Origin of the sequence: Paraburkholderia sp. CNPSo 3281 (assembly GCF_024206515.1) — a bacterium.
Lineage (GTDB): Bacteria > Pseudomonadota > Gammaproteobacteria > Burkholderiales > Burkholderiaceae > Paraburkholderia > Paraburkholderia nodosa.
In genome coordinates, this window is record NZ_JAMBPS010000047.1 from 1 (window position 1) to 18,634 (window position 18,634).

Below are 18,634 nucleotides of genomic sequence, written 5' to 3' on the forward strand. Positions count from 1 at the left end.
CCAGTGTGTCGAGCCGTCGGCGGGTTTGTGCTTGAGGGTACGGTTGAGCACCCGCGCTTCCAGTCTGGCCGGCGGCTGCGTGGGCGCGCGCCCGGGATGCCGGGCGTACATGCCGGCCAACCGCTCGCTGAGGAAGCGCCCCGACCAGCGCGAGATGAAGCGCGAGTCACAGCAAAGTATGCGCATGATGCTGTCGCGCGATTCGCCGTCCTCGAGCATCAGGATCAACTTTGCGCGTCGCACGTCCGCCGCGCGTACCGTCCGGCTGCGCGCAGCAGACAGAAGTTGTTCGCGTTCGGTATCCGTCAGATTCATTTTTCCCATGACCGATATCTGAGCACAGATGGGTTGCCAATTCAATGACGCAATGGACTAGTACGCACGGCGCTTAGCGTCGGCATCTGCACGCAGTTCTCCTTCTCCATATCGGCGTGCCACGAACCGATCCAGCGAAGCGCGTCGGCGCGCCTCCCCAGTTGTGCGAGCACGTCCTGCGGCAGGCGGTCGAGCGTGCAGAGCTCCTTCGCGCGCATTCCGACACGGCGGTCTCCTTCGAAAAAGTGAACCGCATAGACGTAGAACCGCTGCAGAAACGTGCCGATTGCGCTGACATAACCGGCATCGCCTTGGCTCACGAGCAGTTCCCCCATAGCCTTACCGTTGTATGTACCGTCGTTACGAATCACGGCGCGTGAAATCACTCGCTCGCCAACGGCGAACCGCGGTGGAAAAGCGAGTTCGACTGCATCGTCGCTCTCAACGTCCCTCACGCCCAGCTCATTTAAATACAGGGATGCACGCTTCATGACACCTCCCGCGGCAATGAGTTAAGTCCGCGCCCGATCGCACTCGCGTCGATGCGAGAGACGCTCGACTTGCCTGCGCCATCGCGCGCGGCGACGCCAAATGCTTGATTGCCGTTGTTGAATGCAAGACCACACCTGTCTTGTGTTTCGACGAAGTCGACGGTAAAGCCGTCGAGCAACAGCCGACTTTCTGCCGACAAGAAAATCCGCAGTCCATTGATCTCCGTAGTCTCATCACCGGGCTGCGCATCGTCGGCGGCGCTAAGTTCGGCTTCGTATCCGGAGCAACCGCCGGTACTCACACAAATACGGACGCCCGCACCGGATGGCAGCCCGGAAAAGCGCACGATACGGTGCAGGAACTTTTCGGCGGCAGGTGTCACTGCAAAATTTGGCAACATGATTTAGAAATCGTCGAATTGAATAATCGTCGGGAACACTGCGCAAAGCAGCGGAGCCGCAGCGCTAGGCCGGCACGATGCACCCGTCCACAGGGCACGCTGCCACGCATTGCGGACTTTCGAATTGCCCTTCGCACACGGTACATTTCCGCGGATCGATTGCGAAGACGCCGCCTTTCTCGATGATGGCGACGTTTGGGCATTGCGGCTCGCACGCCGAGCAGCCAGTGCAGGCGGAGGCAATGATCTTTAGGGCCATACCAGGCACTCCTTGTGATGATTTCCTGTGTAATCGAGCACGTCGTGACGACTACGCTACCTGCCGCTCAAACAGGGGCATCTTCGCCCACCCTAGTCAATCCGATCTGTGGTATTGCCGTGTCGCCGCGGCCCGTGTGGTCAATTTCGCCAGTCGCGAGACGGCCACAATAGTCGGTGAGCCATGCAAGCGCGGCTTTTTCGATTGGTTCGTGGGCGTACATATCCACGGGTTCGATTCCCGCTTCTAATAGCGACTTCCGTGGACACAAGCCAATCTTTGCAACCAGCACAGCATGGCAATCGTTGATCGCGTGTATGATCGGCACCAAGTCATCCTCAGCGCCATCGCCGCCGCGGCAATAAGCGCCCACGCGGCGGTGCGCGACAAACAGGGCTCCAGCGGCGCTGACTTGGAAAATCTGGAACTCGGAAACATGGCCGAAATGTGCGTTGACGAGCCCGCCTCCCTTCGTCGCAACGGCAATCCGCACCTCGACATCGCCTAGCACCCGGGTCGCTCCTGACAAGCCTCGTGTCTTATGTTTCATCTTGCACTCTCCATCGCATTCGGCGTCGACGCGGTGTCGACGTGTACGGCCAAGCTCAAGCGTGTCCACGGCGTCCAGGTGTTCGATGCTTGCGAGCGAAAACTCGTGATGGCGGTCTTCGCCCAGAAGGCCTACGGCATCTGCACGACATTGCCGGCAATGGCGCATTAGGGCCGCGCCGCCCATGCAGGCGTCCTGCACGGCCTTCAACTCGCCAGCGGTAGGCTCGCGCTGGCCACGGCCACCGAAATACGTGCCGTGCATAGGATCCGAGATCAGCGGCATGATGTTGTGCAAAAATGCCCCCCGCCTCTTTACTTCATGATTCACTTCGACCAGGTGCTCGTCGTTGATGCCAGGGATGAGTACCGAGTTGATCTTCGTAAGTACGCCACGCGCGCTCAACATGTCGAGCCCTAGCATCTGACGCTCGTGCAGAATTCGCGCGGCCTCTTCACCCGTGACTCTTCTGTGATCCCAAAAGATCCACGGATAGATCTTTTCGCCGATGACAGGGTCGACCATGTTGATAGTGATCGTCACGTGATCAATGCCGTAATCGCAAATTTCGTTGACATAGTCAGGCAGCGAAAGCCCGTTCGTCGAAAGACATAGCTTAATGTCCGGCGTGAGTTCGCGAAGCATACGAAAGGTGTCGAACGTTTTGTTCGGATTGGCCAGTGCATCCCCCGGGCCCGCGATCCCGACGACAGTCAATTGCGGAATCCTCGAGGCGACGGTCATCACCTTTTTCACGGCCTGATCCGGCGTGAGCTTCTCTGATACCACACCAGGCCGCGACTCGTTCGAACAATCATACTTTCGGTTGCAGTAGTTGCATTGGATATTGCAGGCGGGCGCCACTGCGACATGCATGCGCGCATAATGGCGATGCGCTTCTTCCGAATAACACGGGTGATCTCTAACCTTTTCCCACACCTCCACACTGATGTTTTTTGGTGCGTCGGTCGAACAGCAACTTGACCCGCCTGGTGCGCCATTTGAATCAGAGCGGCCGTATCGGGCAATTGGATCCGCGGCCGACACCGATGGCATGATGTGTGTGACTCTGGCGCCGTCGGCCAAGATCAGAGCGCCGGCATTTGCGCAATCGTGCATGGATATCTCTCCGCAATGAACAGTGTGCGTGCCATCGCTCACAGCGAAATCCATGCCAACGCGAAAACGCACGATGTGCGAGCGGACGATACTTGAAGCCGAGAGCATCGCCGTGCTCCGTCGCCATGACACATGGGTAGTCCAGCTGCGCTGGCGCTGTGTCTCAGTTCTTATTCATTTGAATTACTCGCGATAAAAGCAACCGCTTCTGCGTGCGCCGATAACCCGATCGGCCAGGTTCAAGCGCGACACTGTTGGGAATGGGACATTCCCGACGCGACTTATCACACCACGTACTCAGATTCCCGACATGACGCATTTCAGGGTCAAACAGAACCGCACTCCGGCCGTAGCATCCCATTGGCACGATGTTTGCAGCGCTATCGACATCTCTCGGGAGACTTGACATGCATGTTCCAATTATTAATGATACGACGCTCCGCGATGGTGAGCAGACTGCAGGTGTTGCATTTCGCGTCGAGGAAAAATGCGCGATCGCGAGCGCCCTGTCTCAGGCCGGCGTGCCGGAACTCGAAGTCGGGGTTCCCGCAATGGGCGACGAGGAAATGGCGTGCATAGCGGAAATTGCCGGGTTAAATCTCGACTCCCGTATAATCGTTTGGGGACGCCTCACCGAAGGCGACCTCGCGGCGGCATTGCGTTGCAATGCCGACATCGTTCACCTCTCCATCCCTGTTTCGGATATTCATCTGCGCCACAAGCTGCAGCAGTCGCGTACGTGGGTTCTGAGTCAAATTGCGCGAGTTGTCAACATAGCAATCGGAAGTCGCGCAACGATTTCTCTCGGCATGGAAGACGCCTCGCGCGCGGATCCTTCATTTGTCATCGAAGTGGCTCAATGCGCACAGCAGCACGGGGTTCAGCGCTTGCGTTTCGCAGACACGGTTGGCGTGCTGGATCCGTTTGAGACATACCATGCGATTGCGGCGCTGCGCGTTGCCGTGGACCTCGAGATCGAAATCCATGCGCACGACGATCTCGGGCTGGCCACAGCCAACACGTTAGCGGCCCTTGCGGCAGGCGCAACACATGCCAGCACCACAGTCAACGGTCTTGGCGAGCGAGCCGGCAACGCGGCGCTAGAGGAAGTCGTGATGGGAGCACGTCATCTTCTGCGACGAGATACGGGGGTCGACACTCAAGCGCTGCCCGCTATTTCGTCGCTGGTCGAACATGCGTCGGGCCGAGCCGTCTCCTTTGGAAAAAGCATCGTCGGTAGAGGCGTTTTTACTCACGAAGCGGGAATTCACACGGACGGCCTTTCCAAACACGTCGCAACCTACGCAGGATTCGATCCCGCAGAGGTGGGCCGGCAACGGTCTACGGTGCTCGGCGAACATTCTGGGTCTCAAGGCGTGCGTGACGCATATGACGCTTTGGGCCTGAAGGTATCGGAGCGGCTTGTGCCGCTACTGCTACCGCGCATCCGCGCCTTCGCCACGCAACATAAGCAGCCGCCTAGCGCAATCGATCTCCGCCGCTTTTTAAGTGAGTCACGGAGCACGCTAGTCAGAGCGTCCTGAAGGCTGCTCATAGCGAAAAACGGACTTAGGAGGAGCAAACCCATGGAAGAGCTTATTCGAAACTTCGTCCACTTTCATCTATGGAGGATTTCCGAGTCTTTTGCATCGCCCTCGACGAAAGAATAGTGAAGTTGAACCGCCTGCACATCATGAAACGCTTCCTTCGGTACATCAAATATCAGAACGACACGCCGCCCCCGCGACGGCTTACCTATCACGGCTTGCTGCGGAAGGCCTGCGACGACTTCGTTGTATCCAGGCCCCCTGAACAACGAGTGTTTAAAGTCGTTAGAAGGCCGCAGACCGGCATGTCGTCTTCCTCAAAAGCCTGTGCGCGTTGCTGTCGGCACGCAGCGGCCTCTGATCAGGAGAGCCTCAATGCATATTGTCGTTTGCATCAAGCAAGTACCGGATTCTGCTCAGATTCGGGTTCACCCTGTGACCAACACCATCATGCGGCAAGGCGTGCCGGCAATCGTCAACCCTTACGATCTCTTCTCGCTAGAAGAAGCGTTGCGGCTAAAAGACCGCTTCGGCGCATGGGTCACGATACTTTCTATGGGACCACCACAGGCCGAGGACGCACTGCGTAGATGCATCAGCTACGGTGCAGACGACGCCGTGCTCATCACCGACCGGTCGTTCGCCGGCGCCGACACGCTCGCCACTTCTTATGCGTTGGCCGCCGCGACACGCCAGATCGCGAGTGAACGCTCAGTGGATATGATCTTTACGGGCAAACAAACGATCGACGGTGATACAGCCCAGGTCGGCCCGGGCATCGCGACGCGCATGGGCATCCAACTGCTTACCTACGTGTCGAGAATCCTCGAGATCGACCTCGTCAGACGCACGATCATGGTCGAACGCCGTGCTGAAGGGGGCGTTCAGGTACTCGAGACTGCGTTGCCGTGCCTTGTTACGATGCTTGAAAACACGAACGATCTGCGTTTCGCAACACTGCCCAGAGTAATCCATGCCGCTCGCTTCCCCGTACGCAAGTGGAACCGCGAGCAGGCCGGGATCGATGACGTCAGCAAGATCGGGCTGAAGGGTTCACATACCGTCGTACGTAAGGTGTTCGGCGCAACGCCGCGTGAAGAAGATGCCGAGATGATCGAATTCGACGAGTCGAGTCTCCACGACGCGGCGGCTCAACTCGTGCATAAGATCTTCACTCGCCATCCGACGCTGGAGGCGGACCTGCGGCTCACGGAGAGGAATGCATGAATTCGCTTGTTGCTTGGAAAAAAAAACCGGGTGCGCCGATCGCACAGGCTAACGGCTGCAACGTGGAACTTCCCGACCGTATGAAAGACTATCGGGGCGTGTGGGTCTTCATCGAGCACGACCGTGGCCGAGCGCACAGCGTATCGTGGGAACTGATCGGTGAGGCTCGCAAGCTCGCCGACAAACTAGGCAGCAACGTCGCTGTAGCGGTACTCGGCGGTACTGAAGAGCCACTCGAGCAGTTTGCCGCTGAGGCGTTCACCCTGGGCGCGGACAAAGCGTATGTCATCCACGATCCGGTGTTGCGCGGTTATCGCAATGAACCGTTCACGAAAGGCCTGTCAGATCTGGTTAGCAAGTATTGCCCCGAGATACTGTTGCTCGGTGCGACTTCAATGGGCCGAGATCTCGCGGGCTCTGTCGCAACACGGCTTCTGACTGGCCTTACAGCCGACTGCACCGAGTTGAATATCGATCCCGCCTCGCGTGCACTAGCTGCGACGCGGCCGACCTTCGGCGGCTCTCTGCTATGTACGATCATGACGCTCGAATCTCGCCCTCAGATGGCGACTGTGCGCCCACGAGTCATGTCCATGCCGCCGGCGCAGCAAGGCCGCAGTGGCGAGATCGTGCAGGAAACGCTCGGGATGATCGAGGCCAATATAGTAACTAAATTGCTTGACTTCATCCCCGACGAAACGAGCGATCAAATCAACCTCGCCTACGCGGACGTGATCGTGAGCGGCGGCAAGGGACTCAAGAATCGCGAGAACTTCAAGCTGCTATTCGAGCTGGCGCAGGTGCTCGGTGGCGAAGTCGGCGCCAGCCGCCCATGCGTTCAGGCGGGTTGGGTCCGAGCCGAACGCCAGATCGGACAAACCGGCAAAACTGTCAGGCCCAAGCTTTATCTCGCCGCGGGAATCTCTGGTGCGATCCAGCATCGGGTCGGAATGGAAAGCTCTGACGTCATCGTCGCAATCAACACCGACCCAAACGCCCCGATTTTTGACTACGCACACTACGGGGTTGTGGGGGACGCAATGCGCGTACTACCAGAACTAACACAGGCCTTTAAGCAGCACCTGACACCGCAGCGGCTAGACTCGTAAGGAAAACAAACATGATAACCTCCCCAAAATTCGATGCCATTGTGGTCGGAGCTGGACCATCAGGCAACGCCGCAGCCTACGTTATGGCGAAAGGCGGGCTGAAAGTGCTTCAGATTGAACGCGGCGAGTATCCCGGAAGCAAAAACGTTCAGGGCGCGATTCTTTACGCCAATGCACTGGAAGAGATCATTCCAGACTTCCGCGACGATGCCCCTCTCGAGCGCCACATCATCGAGCAGCGCCTGTGGATGCTCGATGATACCTCGTTTGTCGGCACGCACGCGCGCAGCGAAGACTACAACAATCCCCCATATAACCGCTACACGATCATACGGGCACAGTTCGACAAGTGGTTTTCATCGAAAGTACGTGAAGCAGGCGCTTTGCTGATCTGCGAGACCACGGTAAATCGCCTGATTGTGGACGGAGACCAGGTTGTCGGTGTGCAATGCGACCGCGAACACGGCGAAGTCTATGCGGACATCGTGGTCCTCGCGGACGGCGTCAATTCGACATTGGCGCGTAAGGCAGGCTTTCACGGCGAAATCAAGGCGGGCAATGTCGCGCTGGCTGTGAAGGAGATTCTCTTTATGCCTGAGGAAATAATTTGCCAGCGTTTTAACGTTGCCGATAACGAGGGCGTTGTCATTGAGATGGTCGGCCGAATCACCGACGGCATGGCTGGAACCGGCTTCTTGTACACTAACAAGGAGTCGCTGACAATCGGCGTCGGCTGTATGCTGAGCGACTTCAAAAACAACTCGAACCGTACAAGCCCGTATGTGTTGCTCGAAAAAATGAAGCGTCATCCGTCCATCGCCCCGCTCATCGCCGGCGGTGAAATGAAGGAGTACTGTGCGCATCTGATCCCCGAAGGGGGCTTCAATGCAATCCCGGAAGTGTACGGCAATGGCTGGATGATCGTCGGCGATTCCGGTGGCTTCGTCAATTCCGCACATCGCGAAGGTTCTAATCTTGCCATGACGACAGGACGTCTCGCCGCGGAGACCGCGATAGCCGCAAAAGCCAGCGGAGGCCACAGCTATCGGGCTTGCGCCCTCTCCGGGTACAAGGCCGCGCTCGACAAGAGTTTCGTGATGAAGGACCTGTTCAAGTACCGAGACATGCCGAAGATCTTGCATCGCAATCCGCATTTTTTCACCACATATCCTGATCTCGTCGCCAAAGCGGCTCGGACAATGATTACGGTCGACGGCGTGGACAAGCAGACCAAGAAGGGTGAGGTCATGGCGAGTTTCCGCAAAAGTCGCTCACTAACAGGCTTGGTGGGCGACGCGTACAAACTCTGGAGGGCCTTCCGATGACGAGACTTACTGTGAACATCGACGAGAAGCTATTCCAAAACCGTTACCGCGTTGACGTCGGCCGACCACACGTCCAAATAAAAAATCCCGAGACCTGCATTAATGAATGTAGCGAAAAAAGCTGTACGTTCGTCTGCCCCGCTTCTTGTTATCGGAACGAGAACAACGGCGCCGTGACACTAATTACCGACGGCTGCCTTGAGTGCGGCAGTTGTCGCATTCTATGCAGGGAACACCACAACCTTTCTTGGGAGTACCCGAGGGGTGGCCACGGAATCCAGTTCAAGTTTGGATAGACGAATACGACCTCGGCATTTCGGCTTCCGCCTATCACAGGAAGGGTCAGAAGCCTTATCGTTTCGGAGCAAGTCAATGAATCTCCTTACTGGCATTGAGTCGACAGATCTGTTTGGCGGCGCCGTGCCTCCTTCCGTACTGCACCTAATCGAGGACACACGTGGCGGCCGCTGTGACGATGTTACCGCTGCATTGTGGACCGCCGTTATTTGTCACCCGCGCTGCCTGCCACCCTACTATCTGCTATACAAGTTTCACGCGAACCGGGGCGAGCTTGGCGAGGCGAAGGAAGTTGCAACCAAGGCTTTGACAGCTGCAGCGCGGGAAGCGTCAATTGACATTGACTGGTGTGCGGTACAGCCAGGCGACACAGATTTCACGATTCCTGGACCGGCACGCTTTTGGCTCTTCACGCTGAAGGCGCTGGCCTTTATCAGCGTTCGCCGCCGCGAACGCGCGGTTGCCCTAAAGCTCCTTGCCAAGCTGCGCCGGCTGGACCCGGCCGACTGCGTCGGCTTCAACGTGGTGGAAGCCCTTCTCGCGCAGTCCGGGCGCCGATAAGCCCTACCGGCAGGCCAGCCGCCTACCTCGCGTGAAGTCCCTCCAATACATCAGGCCGGCAATCTGGCGACGAATCCTCGTCCCCTGCTCAATCCGGCCGGGCAAGCTACATTGACTTGCGCCCGAATTGCATGCGCTGAAGCTTCGCGATCCACAGCTTCAGGTGCTCGATTTCAAGCGCCCGGTCCGAGAGCGACTTCTGGAGCGTCGTCACAGTATCGCGCAGATCCGCAGATCACCTTCGCGCTCACGTAACGCCGCCTCACGTGCAAGCACGAGAGCCTTCACGGCCTCGATGTCGTCCGGAAGCGTAGCGTCGCTGGATGCCATGCAGGCAGTTTACGCGCGTGCGTTGTCACATACGTTCACGAAGCGCTGCAGGGTCTGGCCGCATCGACCGGCTGTCGCCAGTCCGCCTCGGGTCACCCAGATCCAGTGTTTCAAATTCCTCGTCCACCCACGCTCCCGGCTCATTACGAATCTGCATTCGAAAAGTCGAGAGTAAATTGCGAAACGCGAAAATCCGCCCGTTAACACCCATCACGCAGGTGCATCGCTCAATGCGCTTTCGGACAAACGGCTGCTACTGCGCCACTTCTGTATAACCTTTTCATGATTTAATTCGGCATCGCCCCCAAGCATGAAAGCTCCGCAAGGCACAGAATCCTCAGTGGCGCACAGCACACCAAAGACCGCAATCTCAATGGTGGCCCGACCCCGTGTATAACCAGGCCTACCCGAACTGGTTCGCACCCCCAACAGTTGCGCGGCTTGTCGCCGCAGCACAAACGGTAAAGAGACCCGGACTGACTGAGTCCGAGGCGTTTTCCAGTTCATCGATGCCCTGTGCGTCACTTTCATTCTAGCCCCAGGAGAGTGACATGGAAGGACTGTCTCCACTCTACCGACGCGTTGCCGGCATCGATGTCCATAAGATGCTGCACGTTGTCACCGCCGTCATTGAGCACCCTGACGGCACCATCGCACTGGCACGGCGCCGCTGCGACGTCCTGTTCGCTATGCTGCGAGACGGCACCTTTTACGAACCCAAGTCAGCCCCAACCGCTTGACGAACCACATAGGGGCACCCCCCGCCGGGCCACCAGTAAACGGTAAAACTCTCTAAAGGGCTCTCCGCGTTTAGCCACGCGCATTCCTTTTCCGAGGCAGCAGAAGCCAGCGCCGCCGCCGCCGCCAGCGCAGCGACCATCAGAGCACCACAGAGCACCCTCTTTAACTTCTTCATAACTGTTCCCCGCCGACTAACGTTAATATTCCTAATCGTTTTGGATTCATATCACTCGCCGTACTGTGCACCACATCACATACATTACGTGACTCATCCTGCAACCGTCAGAAGAAGGCATCAAATATATCTATACTAATCCGAGTCGCCACTGATCCGCAAAATCATTCCGGCCCGAAGCAACTAGAATATTCCGCACACTCCCCACAGCTTGAGGCCCGGCACACGTTCAACGCCTCGCTCCTGCAAAGTTCCTTGTAGAGAAACTTCTTCCACTTCATGCCGTGAACGTTCTTTTCAGCAAGCGACGGAAACCAGTACTCGATAAGCGCCGACAATTCGCCGCGCGAAGAAAGGCGCAGCTCCTGCCACAAATGTTTTTTGCCTGCGCAAGCGCAGGCCAGTGCGTGAGAAATGCAATGGATCTCGGTCGTTGTGCCTGCCACCGGATTGGCGTATGTCTTTAACAACGTTACAAGATCGATGTCGTCATAAGACGGTCCTGGTTGTGAATCTGCAGCCGGCGCGCCAAAGTAAAGGCCCAGTGAACTCTCAGCATCGGGGAACCAGCGAGCAAGCAGCCAGTGTGTCTCCTCGGCATCCAGTCCGGGGATAGGCAATCTTTCCGTACCGCCTTCGTCGACCGCGGCTGCGAGCACACCGGCGACCGCAAGCACCGTCAAGTCGTCCGGGTTTCTCGCATAGCGCATTAACGCCGCGTAGTAATCCATAGGAATCCTCGCTTGCTCACACTTGAGCCGCAGCATGTGTGTAGCATCCTTTCGGGCATATCTTCGCACATGCCGTGCAGCCAACGCAGAGACCTCGATACGCAATTGTCATGACTTTCTTTTCATGCTCGTCCTCGTCTTCATCGTCATCCAGTGGAACATGATCCCCCGCTTCATCGATGCCTAACAGTTGAAGTACGCCGCGAGAACACACCCGGAAACATCGCCCGCAACCGATGCATTTTTGTTCATCGAGTGAATCTACAAAGCGAGGTATCCAGACCTCTCCGCTTGGGAGTATCACGCTAAAAAGATGGCTCATTTGGAGATCCGGAGTTTAATCGGAAGCCGAAACTGCGGTCTGACGTGCCTGCATCAGCGCGTCATGCGCGTCGTGACAGCGTTGCGCGACTACCATTATCTGCTCCCAACCCGTTGGAAGTTCTTCTGACAGATCGTGCAGATCCATCTTCGCCTGCGTGGCCAACGAGTTGAGTCTTTTCAGGCGCGTCTTAAGTTCCCGCGAATCGTTACTCATCATGCCCTCCTTATCGGACGACGCACTACAGGCGTCACTGGCAACATGAACCGCCATACTCGAAGATCGGTTTTGGCCAGTTGGCAACTCATCGTCCCCTGCAAAATCGTACGATCTGCCACGTTCCCTGGTGAGCTTCTTGCGCAACCACGGAGGCGGCGTGCCTTTCAGAACCCTGCTCAGCTTGATTAGAATTTCTTCGATCGGCAACGGCTGCGGCACTTTCACGGGATGGACATTAAGTGCTACTACGCGCGCAGCCGCAGTACCGCCTATGGCCGCGACATACAAGATCGCGCAGTCGCGGATCACTTCGAGCTTCGGCGCAAGTTTCTCATCATCGCCGTCCTGCACCAGCTTGTCGCCGAAATCAAAAATCTGTAAAAGTGTATGCTCTTCCGTCGTCACGTCGTAGACCGCAATGCTTTTCGCCCAGCCAAAATGAGCGTCGACGTGCACTTTGTCCTGTGTCGCAAATGCGATCTTCATGCGCTGGTCTCCTCATAAAGTTCAAGTTACGGCATGTAACACCCTTCTCTTAAACCTAACCCGGAACCGAAACATCAAGACCGCCCAATGATTGCGGCAGTTTCCAGTCGCCCGGATGAGATTGCGAGATCCTCTCGACCATGAGATTGGCAATCTCGAAAATAAGATTCATTGTGCCGCGATAACCTATCTGGCAACGATGGGCGTTGCCGACGCGGTCAAACACCGGCAAGCCCGCGCGCATCAGCGGCTTTCCGAGGCGACCGGCCATCTGCCTGCCGTGCGAATGCGTGATCAGCAGGTCGCAATTATTCGCGCCTCGTTCCATGTCCTCCAGGTCCCCCAATATGACTTGGCTTGCCGGCAACAGCGCATGCGATGCCGAAGCAGTGGTACTGATGCAAACAGATAGTTCCGCACCCATTTCACGGAGCAGCGAACCGATCGAAAGCAGCAGGTCCGGCTCCGCACCGATCGCCACTTTGAGACCGCCAGTATAAAAATGGCTGTCGAGCATCGCATCCAGTAGCTGGCTGCGCTGCCGGCGATACCGGGCCGGGACTGCACGCCCCGAAAGTTGTGCAAGGCGATGCAAGAACCGGTCGTTCGGCTCCAGCCCCGTAAGCCGCTCGAGGATCTCGAACGGCACGCCGGCAATTGCTTCGAGCGTCTTGGCGGCGTCGCGCGTTTGCTCACCCACGCCAATTGTGAACGACGAAGCCCCCGCGGCACGGATCTGATCAATCGTCGTTCCGCCCAGCGTCGTGCCACGCCACGCAGAATCAAGGTGGCCGTCGAGGGAGCCGGAAACATCTGGAAGCACAATCGGGTCCAGTCCGAATGCGCAAATAATCTCGCGAAGCTCGTCGATGTCGCCAGGCGATAGATGACTTCCCGGCACCAGATTGATCTGCTGAGGCACCGTCGGCAACGGCTTCACCAGTGTCTCGACGATCGCGGTCACAGCGCGCCTGTAGCCGTCCTCAAAGGCACCAATATAGTCCGGTGTCGATACGAGGATGAGTTCAGTATCGTCCAGTTCGCGCTTGCGTTTTCGCACCATCGCAAGGTGCCCCTCCACATCTTCGCCGTTCGTCTCAGTCAGGCCCGTCGTGCAGAGCAAAATGATCTTAGGCGCCGCGCGCTTGCGAATGTTCAGCAGCGCTGTCTCTACGTTCTCGTATCCGCCGAGAATCGTGGTGACCTCGCTCATCGCCGTTGTTTGCAGCGGAATGGCTTCTTTGAAATGGCGCACCAGTAGTACGAGCGCGAAGGACGTACAGCCCTGCGAGCCGTGCATTACCGGCATGCATGCATCAAGACCCATGGCTGCATACGTCGCGCCGAGCGGTTGACTCATTCTTAGGGGATTAACGGTACAGGCTTTTCCAGACTCGACGACTATCGCCATGATATGTGCCCCACTCTGAAACTCAACTCGATACCGCCGCGCGGAAGTTCCAATCGTAGGCCTCACCGTCTGCGCCCCGCGGAATCGGATTGATGTGCGCGGAAGACTTACGAATCCCCTCGCGATGCACTAGCCCTTCGTCGTCCCACGGCGCAGGAATACGCACCTGCTGCCAGACTGGGTTCTGGATTGCACGGTCGATCTCCTGCACCAATTTAACAATGCCCTCGTAGCCAGCGTATGGATGGTGTCGCTCCTGATTCACGTCGAGCCACGGCACGCGCGCCTTAAGTGCGACAAACTGCGAGCGCCCGCCAGACAGCATGATGTCGGCCTTCGCATCCCGGAGCATGTTGTACATCTCGAGCGCCGTCAAATTGTCGACCATGCGCGTCTCATCGCCCATGATCTCCTTGATTCTTTCCTTATCCCCCTCCGTGCTTTTCTTCACACTCGTGCCGACGATCTCGAGCCCGGCCTCCTGCAGCGCCGCGACCACCGACCATGACTTCACGCCCCCCGTGATGAGCAGCACACGTTTGCCATCGAGCCGCTGCCTGTACGGAGCAATGCGCCCCCATACGCGCGCCTCTTCTGCCTTGACAAGGTGCTCGGTGCGCACGATAAGATCGTCCGGCGCACCCCGCTCCACCAGTAGCCTCGCGACCCCGCGCAGCGCGTCGCTCATGTCGCCAATTCCATAGAATGAACCCTCGATGTATGGAATACCGTAGCGCTTCTGCATTTTTGTCGCAACGTTGAGCATGGACTTGGAGCACACCACCATGTTGACCTTCGCGCAGTGTGCGCTCGCGATCTCGCTGTAGCGGCCGTCTCCCGAGATGCAGGACAGAATCCGGATGCCGAGCGCCTCGAACAACGGCTTTATCTGCCACAACTCGCCCGAGAGGTTATATTCACCGATAAGATTGATATCGAATGGTGTCTTGTACGCCGGCTCGCACGTGCCGATGACGTAATCGAGGATCGTCTCCCCTGCGAGCTTGTTGCCGAAGTTTTTGGATCCTGCGAAACCGGGCGCATTCACCGGTATGATGGGTTTACCGAACTTTTCCGACGCGTGCTTGCATACGGCGTCTATGTCATCGCCGATCAATGCGGTCACGCACGTCTGATAGACGAACACGGCGGGCGGATCGTACTTTTCGAAAATTTCACGCAGACTCCTGAAGAGCCGCCTCTCGCCACCGTAAATTACATCGAGTTCGTTAATATCGGTTGTGAACGCGGTGCGGTAGAGAGTCGGCCCAGACGATGCCGAATGGCGGTTGTCCCAAGAGTTTCCTTCACATGCAATAGGCCCGTGCACCAAGTGTGCAACGTCGACCACGGGCTGCAATGCGATCCGCGCGCCGTCGAATGCGCATCCGCCGGCGGCCGCCCCCGGCGAAACCTGCTTCGAACAGCCTTGCTTGCGCTCCTTTTCGCTCTTCGCCAGGTTCTTTGCGCAACCCGGTTCGTTGAAGATCTCGACAGCGCTCGTCTTTAGCCACATCGTAGAGTCCTGACGATAGAAGTCCACGACTGCAGGCAAATTGCGTACCACCATCGCAGCCCAAGTTAGCGGTCATAGCGGCGCTATGCCGAAGCCAGATTTGTCGTTCTTGTTACCTGCGTTGAAGAAGTTCAACCAATCACTACAGTGATCCGACAGGCAAGAGCCTGCCTGCCGGTAGTCTTCTCGCCCAGTCTCTCCAAGTGCATGCGCGCAACCGCCGCGGCCGTCAGAAGCGGCGCAGCTTGATCCCGTGTTTACGCAGTGCGTAGCCGATCTGCCGCGGCGTGATATGTAGGAGTCGTGCGGCCTTCGCTTGTACCCATCCACAGCGCTCCATTGCCCACACAAGCTGTTCCCGCTCGCTCCCCGGCATGTCGCTACCGCTTCGCGTCTCGAAGCTACCCTCATTCCAATCACCGGCACTTACGCTCGACAGGGCATTCGGCACTTCACTGTTTGTAGCGTCCAATGTGCGGGCAGGACGCACAGCGTCTTCTCGTTCGATGTAATGCAGTTCTTTGGTGAGGCACCGGCCTCTCTCGCACAGAAAGGAAAATCGATCTATCGTGTCGTGATCCGCCATGGTCGCGGTACGCTCAACGCAATTTTCCAGCTCGCGCACATTGCCAGGCCAGTAGCAGCTGGACAGAACCCGAAACGCTTGTTCATTGAAATGCAAAGATCGACGATTGTCGCGGTTAAAGCGGTCCAGAAAGTGCTGCGCCATTGCCGGAATTTCCTCACGGCGTTCGCGCAGCGGCGGCAAAAGGATACTCACGACGTTGATGCGGTAGTAGAGATCCGCACGAAATTCCCCCGCCTTCACCATTTGTTCGAGGTTGCGGTTCGTGGCGACGATCAGCCTAACGTCGACTCTTACCAGGGTGGTGCCACCCACCCGTTCGAACTCTCGCTCCTGCAAAACCCGCAACAATTTGGCTTGGAACGAAGGCGAAATGTCGCCGATCTCGTCGAGGAAAAGTGTCCCGCCGTGTGCCACTTCAAAACGCCCTTTGCGTTGATATTGCGCACCGGTAAACGCTCCCTTCTCATGGCCGAACAATTCGCTTTCTAGCAGTGTTTCAGTGAGCGCCGCACAGTTCACTGAGATGAACGGCTGGTCCTTGCGGGGCGATAACCCATAAATCGCGCGCGCGATCAGCTCCTTTCCAGTTCCGCTCTCGCCGCGCAAAAGCACCGTCGTCCGCGTAGGCGCTACTTGATGAACCTGCGAAAAGACGCGTTGCATAGGGGCAGATTCTCCGAGCACATTGTCGATACGATACGAAGTCTGGTCAGCATAGACCGCTCGTCTCATCTCCTGTCGCGCGGTTTGGTGCATCTGCCCCGACGCACCATCAAGCAGAAGTGCCTGGCCCATCGACGCCGCGACGACCTTCATGAGTTGGAGGTCGCTAGCAAAGACGCGCTGTCCGTCCGTATTCTCGCAGAACGCAACAAGTACGCCGAGCGGACGCCCTTCATACCTGATCGACGCCCCGAGCAGTGCCACATGCTCACCTTCCAATCCGTCAAACATCTCGATGCTGTCCACGAAGAGTGGTTCATCACGCAGTCTCGCCACCACCACAGCCGAGTCGTTGGTGTGTATTCGCCCCAATACCCCCTCATTGGGCAGGAAACGCAGACGTTCACGCCAGCCCGCTGACAACCCCGTGCCACACAGGCCGCCCAGATGGCCGTCTGGCTCAGCGACCGCAATAAACGCGGAGCGCCATCCGCACGCATATGAGAGGTAACGCAAAGATGTCTCCAACGTCCTTTCGGTATCTCGTGACGAGGTCAACGTCTTTACTACTTCGTAGACCACATCAAAATTGAGATGACTCTCATTGACATCGAGATGCGACATAAATCTGAACTCCGGAAATTGCACGTTAGCGCCGCGGGACCCGGGTCCCAACACAATGAATGGCGGCGCTACATTTGCGCAAGCCACGGTGAATTCTTGCCGCAACGGGCACGAAATCCGACAAAAGCAGACAGAGACGACACAATCGCAGTCGCGGCGTCAGAAATGTGACAAAGAACACGAGGTATCTTTGTGCGCAGATGGGATACTACCGAAAAAAAACGTAGGTTTTGCGACAAATTTAGATCTGTGCGGCAGTCTATGTTTAAATGTATGAGTCGCGTACTTGATTTGTGAGGAAATAGCAGGACTGCGCGTGAATTAGAGAATACGCGTCACTTTGCGTTAATGCTGGATTCAAAAAACAGGACGTTATCGTCTGCACCTCCATTTGGCGCGCCGAAGTTCGGCCCTTCGACGCGTTTGTCTCAGAGGCTCATCAGTTTGAAGCACGCGGTGGCAAGCCTGCTGACGCTCCGTCGTGTGCACTGTCTCCAAGAGTACTCAGTTGCAGCGAACGGAAAAGAAAACGCTGAAGTGCGTTGGCCGCAGACGAGCGGTCTTCTAAGCGCCCAGGACTAAAGAGACCGAATTCCGCCACCGGCGGCAGCGGCAACCCCACTGCACGGTGATCGATCGCACGCATCGTATCGCGGCGCACCTGCCAGTCCAGAAGCAGCGCAACGCCGAGCCCAGCCTCAACGGCTGACTGAACCGCAGAGAGGCTCGTGCTTTTGCAGGCCACGCGCCAAGCGATACCTGCTTCAAGCAACGTGGCAAAATAGCTCTCCTGCCACCGGCATGCACCGCCGAATGCAACAATCGGCAGCGGACCGTCTCCGAGATTATCGTTGCGCGTGCGCGCAACCGCCCAGCGAAGGGGATGTCGCCAGGTGACGAGCGGTTCCGCGGGGATCAGAGCTGGATCACCAATCGCGAAATCGAGTGTGTTGCTCATGAGCCGCTGCGATAAGGCCGGACTCGCATCAACGACGATCTCCAGGGCTACATCAGGAAACAATGTCGAAAATTGCCGCAGTGCATGGCGGAGGTGACTCATTGCGATGTCCTCGGGAATTCCGATTTTCACGGTGCCCGCAACTTCACCCGAAGTAAGGGCGGAACGGGCCGCAAGGCCAATTTCGAGCAGCTTGTGTGCATACGGCAACAGAACGTTGCCCGCAGAGGTCGGCTTCACGCCGCGCGGGGAACGTTCAAGGAGGCGCTGGCCGACTGTGTCTTCGAGCCGCCGAAGGGCCATGCTGACGGCAGCCTGTGTACGATGTAGCTCCATGGCAGCATTGCTCACACTGCCGGCTTCCACTACCGTCACGAACGTACGCAGTAGCGTGCTGTCTAGATCGCGAATCATCAATTTCCCTCATTCAAACATAAACATTATCAGCTTATACCACGCATACCGCTGCAGTTAGTATGCTTCCGTCGCCCACGTAGAGAGCATGGGTGAGCAAAAAACGAATGAGAATGATGCCTAGATACGTGTTGCAAAAAGTATTCGCTGTGTTTAAGGAGACGATTGGGCCAGTTTTCGGTTGACAGAAATCATTTCGATGCGATGGCGTTTGCCAAAGCAGACCGCTCTGCAAAGAGCGACCCAATTTGGGG

At 57.2% G+C, this 18,634-nt stretch carries 19 protein-coding genes and 3 pseudogenes; 8 read left to right on the top strand and 14 right to left on the bottom strand.

Annotation, left to right across the window (positions count from 1 at the left end):
- The 5 genes from M3I56_RS31160 to nifB form a co-directional block, all read right to left on the bottom strand.
- A partial coding sequence (locus M3I56_RS31160) for a helix-turn-helix domain-containing protein (protein ID WP_254357248.1) occupies positions 1 to 324 on the bottom strand: 324 nt, incomplete at its 3' end.
- A gap of 32 nt (positions 325 to 356) precedes the next feature.
- Positions 357 to 806, bottom strand: coding sequence for a nitrogen fixation protein NifZ (locus tag M3I56_RS31165; protein WP_254344000.1), 450 nt, complete (start codon positions 804 to 806; stop codon positions 357 to 359).
- Positions 803 to 1,207 carry an iron-sulfur cluster assembly accessory protein gene (locus M3I56_RS31170; protein ID WP_254344002.1) on the bottom strand — a complete coding sequence of 135 codons (405 nt, stop codon included), beginning with the start codon at positions 1,205 to 1,207 and terminating at the stop codon, positions 803 to 805. Before M3I56_RS31170 ends, M3I56_RS31165 begins: the two co-directional genes overlap by 4 nt.
- Before the next feature lie 64 nt (positions 1,208 to 1,271).
- On the bottom strand, positions 1,272 to 1,466 hold the full coding sequence (locus tag M3I56_RS31175; protein WP_133189644.1) for a 4Fe-4S binding protein: 195 nt from the start codon (positions 1,464 to 1,466) through the stop codon (positions 1,272 to 1,274).
- Positions 1,467 to 1,533: 67 nt separating this feature from the next.
- Complete coding sequence (gene nifB, locus M3I56_RS31180) at positions 1,534 to 3,135, bottom strand: nitrogenase cofactor biosynthesis protein NifB (protein ID WP_375541820.1); 1,602 nt, start codon at positions 3,133 to 3,135, stop codon at positions 1,534 to 1,536.
- Positions 3,136 to 3,542: 407 nt separating this feature from the next.
- Between nifB and nifV the strand changes: the two genes are divergently transcribed.
- The 7 genes and pseudogenes from nifV to M3I56_RS31210 all read left to right on the top strand — a co-directional run bounded on the left by nifV (position 3,543) and on the right by M3I56_RS31210 (position 9,201).
- Entirely contained in the window at positions 3,543 to 4,679 is a 1,137-nt protein-coding gene (gene nifV / locus M3I56_RS31185; protein ID WP_254344005.1) for a homocitrate synthase, read from the top strand.
- Between the two features lie 68 nt (positions 4,680 to 4,747).
- A pseudogene (locus M3I56_RS41750) lies at positions 4,748 to 4,972 on the top strand (nitrogenase-stabilizing/protective protein NifW); the annotation flags it as partial.
- 85 nt (positions 4,973 to 5,057) lie between these two features.
- Positions 5,058 to 5,909 carry an electron transfer flavoprotein subunit beta/FixA family protein gene (locus tag M3I56_RS31190; protein ID WP_133189650.1) on the top strand — a complete coding sequence of 284 codons (852 nt, stop codon included), beginning with the start codon at positions 5,058 to 5,060 and terminating at the stop codon, positions 5,907 to 5,909.
- On the top strand, positions 5,906 to 7,018 hold the full coding sequence (locus tag M3I56_RS31195) for an electron transfer flavoprotein subunit alpha/FixB family protein (RefSeq protein WP_254344009.1): 1,113 nt from the start codon (positions 5,906 to 5,908) through the stop codon (positions 7,016 to 7,018). The genes M3I56_RS31190 and M3I56_RS31195 overlap by 4 nt, the downstream gene beginning before the upstream one ends.
- 11 nt (positions 7,019 to 7,029) lie before the next feature.
- Positions 7,030 to 8,343, top strand: a complete 1,314-nt coding sequence (locus tag M3I56_RS31200; RefSeq protein WP_254344011.1) for an FAD-dependent monooxygenase — start codon at positions 7,030 to 7,032, stop codon at positions 8,341 to 8,343.
- Positions 8,340 to 8,639 (top strand): ferredoxin family protein, encoded by a 300-nt coding sequence (locus tag M3I56_RS31205; protein ID WP_254344013.1) that lies wholly within the window; start codon positions 8,340 to 8,342, stop codon positions 8,637 to 8,639. Before M3I56_RS31200 ends, M3I56_RS31205 begins: the two co-directional genes overlap by 4 nt.
- Before the next feature lie 76 nt (positions 8,640 to 8,715).
- Positions 8,716 to 9,201, top strand: a complete 486-nt coding sequence (locus M3I56_RS31210) for a hypothetical protein (protein ID WP_254316852.1) — start codon at positions 8,716 to 8,718, stop codon at positions 9,199 to 9,201.
- 112 nt (positions 9,202 to 9,313) lie between these two features.
- Here M3I56_RS31210 and M3I56_RS31215 read toward each other — a convergent pair.
- A pseudogene (locus M3I56_RS31215) lies at positions 9,314 to 9,531 on the bottom strand (IS66 family transposase); the annotation flags it as partial.
- A gap of 551 nt (positions 9,532 to 10,082) precedes the next feature.
- On the opposite strand from M3I56_RS31215, the gene M3I56_RS31220 reads away from it, so the two are divergent.
- Positions 10,083 to 10,271 carry a hypothetical protein gene (locus tag M3I56_RS31220; protein WP_254344037.1) on the top strand — a complete coding sequence of 63 codons (189 nt, stop codon included), beginning with the start codon at positions 10,083 to 10,085 and terminating at the stop codon, positions 10,269 to 10,271.
- Positions 10,272 to 10,611: 340 nt separating this feature from the next.
- Here the strand turns inward: M3I56_RS31220 and M3I56_RS31225 are convergent, their stop codons facing one another.
- The 8 genes and pseudogenes from M3I56_RS31225 to M3I56_RS31260 form a co-directional block, all read right to left on the bottom strand.
- Positions 10,612 to 11,178 carry a nitrogen fixation protein NifQ gene (locus M3I56_RS31225; protein WP_254357229.1) on the bottom strand — a complete coding sequence of 189 codons (567 nt, stop codon included), beginning with the start codon at positions 11,176 to 11,178 and terminating at the stop codon, positions 10,612 to 10,614.
- Between the two features lie 16 nt (positions 11,179 to 11,194).
- Positions 11,195 to 11,500, bottom strand: coding sequence for a ferredoxin III, nif-specific (gene fdxB, locus M3I56_RS31230; RefSeq protein WP_254344017.1), 306 nt, complete (start codon positions 11,498 to 11,500; stop codon positions 11,195 to 11,197).
- A 15-nt stretch (positions 11,501 to 11,515) separates the two neighbouring features.
- The gene (locus M3I56_RS31235) at positions 11,516 to 11,716 is read right to left on the bottom strand and encodes a CCE_0567 family metalloprotein (protein ID WP_254344035.1); all 201 of its coding nucleotides are present in this window, start codon (positions 11,714 to 11,716) and stop codon (positions 11,516 to 11,518) included.
- A 75-nt stretch (positions 11,717 to 11,791) separates the two neighbouring features.
- Positions 11,792 to 12,205: pseudogene (gene nifX / locus M3I56_RS31240) on the bottom strand (nitrogen fixation protein NifX); the annotation flags it as partial.
- A 55-nt stretch (positions 12,206 to 12,260) separates the two neighbouring features.
- Positions 12,261 to 13,616 (bottom strand): nitrogenase iron-molybdenum cofactor biosynthesis protein NifN, encoded by a 1,356-nt coding sequence (gene nifN, locus M3I56_RS31245; protein ID WP_254357230.1) that lies wholly within the window; start codon positions 13,614 to 13,616, stop codon positions 12,261 to 12,263.
- A 22-nt stretch (positions 13,617 to 13,638) separates the two neighbouring features.
- On the bottom strand, positions 13,639 to 15,132 hold the full coding sequence (gene nifE, locus M3I56_RS31250) for a nitrogenase iron-molybdenum cofactor biosynthesis protein NifE (RefSeq protein WP_254344020.1): 1,494 nt from the start codon (positions 15,130 to 15,132) through the stop codon (positions 13,639 to 13,641).
- 229 nt (positions 15,133 to 15,361) lie between these two features.
- Complete coding sequence (nifA, locus tag M3I56_RS31255; RefSeq protein WP_254344022.1) at positions 15,362 to 17,008, bottom strand: nif-specific transcriptional activator NifA; 1,647 nt, start codon at positions 17,006 to 17,008, stop codon at positions 15,362 to 15,364.
- 439 nt (positions 17,009 to 17,447) lie between these two features.
- Positions 17,448 to 18,380 carry a LysR family transcriptional regulator gene (locus tag M3I56_RS31260; RefSeq protein ID WP_133189672.1) on the bottom strand — a complete coding sequence of 311 codons (933 nt, stop codon included), beginning with the start codon at positions 18,378 to 18,380 and terminating at the stop codon, positions 17,448 to 17,450.
- Positions 18,381 to 18,634: the final 254 nt, after the last annotated feature.